General features: G+C 72.1%; 5 protein-coding genes. All 5 read left to right on the top strand.

Going from position 1 to position 5,774, the window contains the following annotated elements; genetic code table 11:
* The coding region (rsmB, locus tag VI238_RS10255; protein ID WP_331650991.1) for a 16S rRNA (cytosine(967)-C(5))-methyltransferase RsmB at window positions 1–1,213 on the top strand (1,213 nt) is incomplete at its 5' end.
* On the top strand, window positions 1,188–1,766 hold the full coding sequence (locus VI238_RS10250) for a DUF4390 domain-containing protein (RefSeq protein ID WP_331650990.1): 579 nt from the start codon (window positions 1,188–1,190) through the stop codon (window positions 1,764–1,766). The genes rsmB and VI238_RS10250, both read left to right, overlap by 26 nt.
* A complete protein-coding gene (locus VI238_RS10245) occupies window positions 1,745–3,913 on the top strand; it encodes a sensor histidine kinase (protein WP_331650989.1) in 2,169 nt (722 codons plus the stop codon). The genes VI238_RS10250 and VI238_RS10245 overlap by 22 nt, the downstream gene beginning before the upstream one ends.
* Window positions 3,914–4,008: 95 nt before the next feature.
* A complete protein-coding gene (locus VI238_RS10240; protein WP_331650988.1) occupies window positions 4,009–5,394 on the top strand; it encodes a sigma-54 dependent transcriptional regulator in 1,386 nt (461 codons plus the stop codon).
* Window positions 5,395–5,626: 232 nt separating this feature from the next.
* Window positions 5,627–5,774: SDR family NAD(P)-dependent oxidoreductase (locus VI238_RS10235; RefSeq protein WP_331650993.1), on the top strand; the 148-nt coding region annotated here is incomplete at its 3' end.

The following is a 5,774-nucleotide window of genomic DNA, read 5'->3' as shown; positions in this document are numbered from 1 at the left end:
GAATGCGCGCGTGGCGGACGCGCGCGATCGCGCGCTGCTCGCCGCATCCCTGTTCGAGGCGTCGCGTTGGTGGCTGCGCCTCGACGCGGCGCTCGCGCGGCTGCTCGACAAGTTGTTGCCGCCGAAGGCCCGCGAGGTTCGCGCGCTGCTCGTGCTCGCGCTCGCCCAGATCGCCGTGCTCGGCCTGCCCGAGTACGCGGTCGTCGCGGCATCGGTCGAGGCCGTGCGAGCGCTCGGCCAGCCGCAGTACGCCGGGCTCGCGAACGCGCTGCTGCGCCGGTTCCTGCGCGAACGCGCGCAGATCGACGCCGAGCTCGATCGCGACCCGGTCTCCCGCCATGCGCACCCGCGCTGGCTCATCGACGCGATCGGGCGCGACTGGCCCGAACACGCGGCGGCGATCCTCGCCGCGAACAACCGCGAGGCGCCGCTGACCTTGCGCGCGAACCGTCGCCGCACGACGCGTGCAGCGCTGCTCGAACGGTTCGCCGAAGCCGGCATCGTCGCGCATGCGCCCGACGGGCTCGCGGACGCGATCGTGCTCGACGAAAGCGCCGACGTGACGCGCCTGCCCGGTTACGCGGAGGGCGCATTCTCGGTACAGGACGGCGCCGCGCAGCGCGTCGCCGACCTGCTCGCGCCGGCGGCGGGCATGCGCGTGCTCGACGCGTGCGCCGCGCCCGGCGGCAAGAGTGCGCACCTGCTCGAGCGAGCCGACATCGACCTGCTCGCGCTCGACGCCGACCCCGCGCGCCTGCCACGCGTGCGCGAAAACCTCGACCGCCTCGGCCTCGCGGCGACGATCGTCGCCGGCGACGCGACCGACGCGGCCGCGTGGTGGGACGGCCGGCCGTTCGAGCGGATCCTCGTCGACGCGCCGTGTTCGGCCACCGGCATCGTGCGTCGCCAGCCCGACATCAAGTTGCACCGGCGCGGCTCCGACGTCGCCGCGCTCGTCGCGACGCAACGGCGCATGCTCGACGCCCTGTGGCCGCTGCTCGCCCCGCGCGGTCGCCTGCTGTACGCGACCTGTTCGCTGCTGCGCGAGGAAAACGAAGGCGTGCTTGCCGAGTTCCTGCGCGGCCGGGATGATGCGCGCGCGATGCCGTTGGAGGAAGCGTGCGGCCATGCCGCGGGCGTCGGCCGCCAGAACCTTCCCGGCGAGGGCGGGATGGATGGCTTCTACTATGCGCTGGTCGAAAAACAGGCGTGAGCGAATCCACCGCGGCGCACGCGCGCTCGCGGCGTGCGCGCTCGCGGCGCTGCTCGGCGGTTGCGGCTTGCTCGCGCCATCGGGTTCGCTCGGCGTGCGCAGCGCGCAGCTGCAGGCGTCCGAGGGCGGCGCGATGCTCGAGCTCGGCCTCGACTGCCGCCTGAGCGGGCCGATGCAGGACGCGCTCGACCACGGCATTCCGATCACGCTCGCGATCGACGTGCGCGCGGGCGACTGGCCGCGCGCGCGCGCGCGGGCGACGCCTGCGATCGAGTTGCGCTACTTCCCGTTGTCGCGCCGTTACCAGTTGCGCCAGGGCGACAGCGAGGACGTGCGCAGCTTCGCGACCCAAGCCTATCTTCTGTCCGCGCTCGGTTCGCTGCGCCTCGGCCTGCCGATCGAATTCGCGCGACTCGCGCCGGGGACACCGCTGCACGTGCGCGCCGCGATCGACCCGACCGCCCTGCCGGGCGCGCTGCGCCTGCCGGCCCTGTTCGAGCCGGCCTGGCGGCTCGCTTCCGCGGACAGCACATGGCCCGCCGCGGCGCGCTGAATTTCCTGTTTCGCCGCGTGCTGCCCGCGCTCGCGGTCGCGGCCTTGCTCGTGGCGTCGCTCAAGCTCGCCGAGGATGCCGCCGCGGACAGCGCGCGCTTCGCCGCGCACTACCGCTGGGTGCTCGGCGCGGCGCTCGTCGCGCTCGTCGTCCTCGTCGGCGCGATCGGCCTGCGCCTGTGGCGCCTGCGCGACGACGTCCTGCGCGGCGTGCCCGGCGCGCGCCTCAACCGGCGCCTGCTGCGCCTGCTCATCCTGCTCGCGCTACCGGCCAGCGTCGTCGTGTACGGCTTCGCACTGCGCTTCCTCGACGCGACGATCGACAACTGGTTCAACCTGCGCCTCGAGCAGGCGCTCGACGATGCGCTCGAGCTCGGTCGCGTCGTCATCGACGAACACCTGCATCGCGACGAGGGCGCCAGCGCGCTGCTCGCGCGGCGCCTCGGCGAGGAGCGCGCGGAAGGTGCGCAGGCGTTGCTCGACGAGGCGATCGACGGCCTCGGTGCGATCCAGCTCAGCGTGCTCGGCGCGGACGGTCGCGTCGAGGCGAGCGCGAGCTCCGATCCGCGTTACCTCGCTCCGCCGATCCCCGACAGCGCCGTGCTGTTGCGGGTCCAGGGCGATCGCCGCTACGCCGCCGCGGAGCCGTTCGGCAGCGGGCTCGCCTTGCGCGTGGTGTTGCCGATCGCACCCGCCGCGGGACTCGCGCCGCAGGAGCGCCTGCTGCAGGGCCTGTTCCCGTTGCCGGCACGCCTGCAGCCGTTGACCGAGCGGATCGAGCGCGCGAGTTTCGACTTCCAGCGGCTGAAGTTCCTGCGCGGCTCGCTCAAGCTCACGTTCGCGTTGATCCTGACGTTCGTGCTGCTGTTGTCGGTGCTCGTCGTCGTGCTCGCGGCATTCGGCCTCGCGCGCCGCCTCGTCGCACCGATCGGACGCCTCGCCGCGGCCACGCGCGCGGTCGGCGCCGGGCGCTACGACACGCCATTGCCGGCGCCGAGCGACGACGAACTCGGGTTCCTCGTCGATTCGTTCGCGCAGATGACGCGCGAACTGGAGTTCGCGGGCGCACGCGCGCAGAAGAGCGCGCGCGAAACCGAACAGCAGCGCGCATGGCTCGAAGCGGTGCTCGAGCGGCTCTCGGCCGGCGTGCTGGGCTTCGACCGCGACGGCCGCCTGCGCGTCGCCAATCGCGCTGCCGACACGATCCTCGGCGTCGACTTCGAGCAGTTCGTCGGCGCGAGCGCGGGCGAGATCGGCAAGCAGCACGCGGACCTCGCGCCGTTCACCGAACCGCTCGCACGGCACCTCCGCGACGACGTGCGTGAATGGCGCGAGGAAGTCGTGCTCGACACCGCACAGGGCCGGCGCAGCCTCATGGTGCGCGGCACCGCGTTGCCGCAGCAGGCCGGCTACGTCGCGGTCTTCGACGACCTCACCGTGCTCAACAGCGCGCAGCGCGACGCCGCCTGGGGCGAGGTCGCGCGGCGCCTCGCGCACGAGGTGAAGAACCCGCTCACGCCGATCCAGCTCGCGGCCGAACGCTTGCGCCGGCGCTTCCTCGGCCGCCTCGCGCCGGAAGAGGGCGAACTCATCGACCGCGCGACGCACACGATCGTGAGCCAGGTCGAGGCACTCAAGACGATGGTCAACGCGTTCGGCGACTATGCGCGCCCGCCGCAGCTCTCGCCGCGGCCGCTCGCGCTGCACGCGCTGATCGGCGAAGTGCTCGACCTGTACGAGAACGACCAGCGCCTCAGCCTCGCGCGCCAGTTCGCCGCGGGTGAGCCGCGCGTGCGCGTCGACGCGGTGCGCCTGCGCCAGGCCCTGCACAACCTGATCAAGAATGCGCTCGAAGCGATCGGCGAAGCGCACAAGCCGCAGCTCGTCGTCGCAACGCGCGTGTTCGAGCAGGACGGCGAGCCATGGGTCGAGCTGTCGGTCGCCGACAATGGCCCCGGCCTTCCGGCGGACTTCGGCGAGCGTTGGTTCGAGCCGTACACGACGAGCAAGGCGCGCGGCACCGGCCTCGGCCTCGCCGTGGTCAAGAAGATCGCCGAGGAGCACGGCGGCAGCGTGCGCGCGGAGAATCGCGCGCAGGGCGGCGCACGCTTCCTCCTGCGCCTGCCGCTCGATCGATCGCAGGCCTGATCGCGCGCGCGAAGCGAGCCGGCTCATTCGGCATCGCGCCGCCCGCGTCGTCGCGCTATCCTCGCTGTCTCCTTTTCGCAACGTTGGAACCGGCGATGGCGGCTGCCGCACGCGTACTCGTGGTCGACGACGAACCCGACATCCGTTCGACGATCCGCGACATCCTCGAGGACGAAGGCTACGCGGTCGATCTCGCCGATTCCGCCGCGGCCGCGCGCGAGGCGCGCCGGCGCCAGCGGCCGGATGTGGTGCTGCTCGACATCTGGATGCCCGACCTCGACGGCATCAGCCTGCTGCGCGAATGGAACGAGCGCGGCGGGCTGCCGTGCCCGGTCATCATGATCAGCGGCCATGGAACCGTCGAGACGGCGGTCGAGGCGACCCGCCTCGGTGCGTGGGATTTCATCGAGAAACCGATCTCGCTCGCGAAGCTCCTGCTCGTCGTCGGCCACGCCCTCGAGGCGGGCCGGCTCAAGCGCGAAAACGAAGGCTTGCGCCGCCAGCTTCCCGCGCCCGGCGATCTCGTCGGCTCCGGCCGCGCGATGCAGCTGATGCGTGCGCAGATCGACAAGATCGCCGCGCACGATACCGGCGTACTCGTCGTCGGCGAGCCGGGCACGGGCAAGGAGACGATCGCGCGCGCATTGCACGACCGCAGCGCGCGCCGCGCCGGTCCGTTCGTGACCGTTGCCGCGGGCGCGATTGCGCGCGAGACGGCCGCGCTCGCGCTGTTCGGCGCTGAGGACGCGAGCGGCGGCGTGCAGCACGGCCTTTTCGAGCAGGCGAACGGCGGCACCCTGTACCTCGACGAGGTGGCCGAACTCGATCCCGAGCTTCAGCTGCGCCTGTCGAGCGTGATCGAGCGGCGCGCGCTGATCCGCTGCGGCGGGCACGAGCCGGTCGCGATCGACGCGCGCGTGATCGCCGCGACCGCGCACGACCTCCCGGCGCTCGTCGCGGCCGGGCGCTTCCGCGAGGAGCTCTATTACCAGCTCAAGATCGTCCCGCTCGAGGTACCACCGCTGCGCGAGCGCGGCGACGACATCCCGGAGTTGCTGCGTTATCACACCGACTGGTTCGCCAACCGCGACCAGCTGCCGTACCGCAATTTCCCGGTCGCGGTGCAGAACCGCCTGCGCCATTACGCGTGGCCCGGCAACCTGCGCGAGCTGCGCAACCTCGTGCAGCGCCTGCTCGTGCTCGGCAGCACGAGCGAGGTCTCGCTCGAGGAGGTCGAGGCCGCACTCGGTTCGGCCGGTGCGGCTCCAGCGTCCGCAGCGGGCGCGCGCGGCATCGACTTCTCGCTGCCGCTGCGCGAAGCGCGCGAGCAGTTCGAGCGTGCGTACCTGTTGCACCAGCTCGACGCGGCGGGCGGCAGCGTCGGCAAGCTCGCCAAGGCGGTCGGGATGGAGCGCACGCACCTCTATCGCAAGCTCAAGGATCTCGACATCGACCCACGCCGCGTCGAACCCGGCGGCTGACGCCGTTCGCCCACCCGACCCGGAGCTGAACAGCTGGCGTTTTCGTGCTGCAATGCGGAAACTTGTCCGTCACGCGCGGGTCATAGGCTGCAGCTTCATTCACACTCCCATCGGCGTCGCCGCGCAAGCTGCGGCGCCTTTTTTTTCGCGGCCGGACCCGCATCGGGCCGGGCGCGACGCGGACCACGGGTCCCCCTTCCACGCATCCCTCCGAAAAACAAGGAAAACGACCATGCGACTCGACGGCAAAGTGGCGATCGTGACCGGTGCGGCAAGCGGCATCGGCAAGCGCATCGCCGAGGTCTATGCGGCTCACGGCGCCGCGGTGGCGATCGCCGACCTCAACCTCGACGGCGCCCGCGCGACCGCGCAGGAACTCG

The organism is Dokdonella sp., assembly GCF_036518555.1.
Classification (GTDB): domain Bacteria; phylum Pseudomonadota; class Gammaproteobacteria; order Xanthomonadales; family Rhodanobacteraceae; genus Dokdonella_A.
Note: the sequence above shows the minus strand (reverse complement) of the source record. Positions and strands in the feature narration are given on the sequence as shown.

Excerpts from the sequence above, each read along its gene's own strand:
- VI238_RS10250 (WP_331650990.1), top strand. The coding sequence starts at position 1,188 with ATGCGCTGGTCGAAAAACAGGCGTGAGCGAATCCACCGCGGCGCACGC.
- VI238_RS10245 (WP_331650989.1), top strand. The coding sequence starts at position 1,745 with ATGGCCCGCCGCGGCGCGCTGAATTTCCTGTTTCGCCGCGTGCTGCCC.
- VI238_RS10240 (WP_331650988.1), top strand. The coding sequence starts at position 4,009 with ATGGCGGCTGCCGCACGCGTACTCGTGGTCGACGACGAACCCGACATC.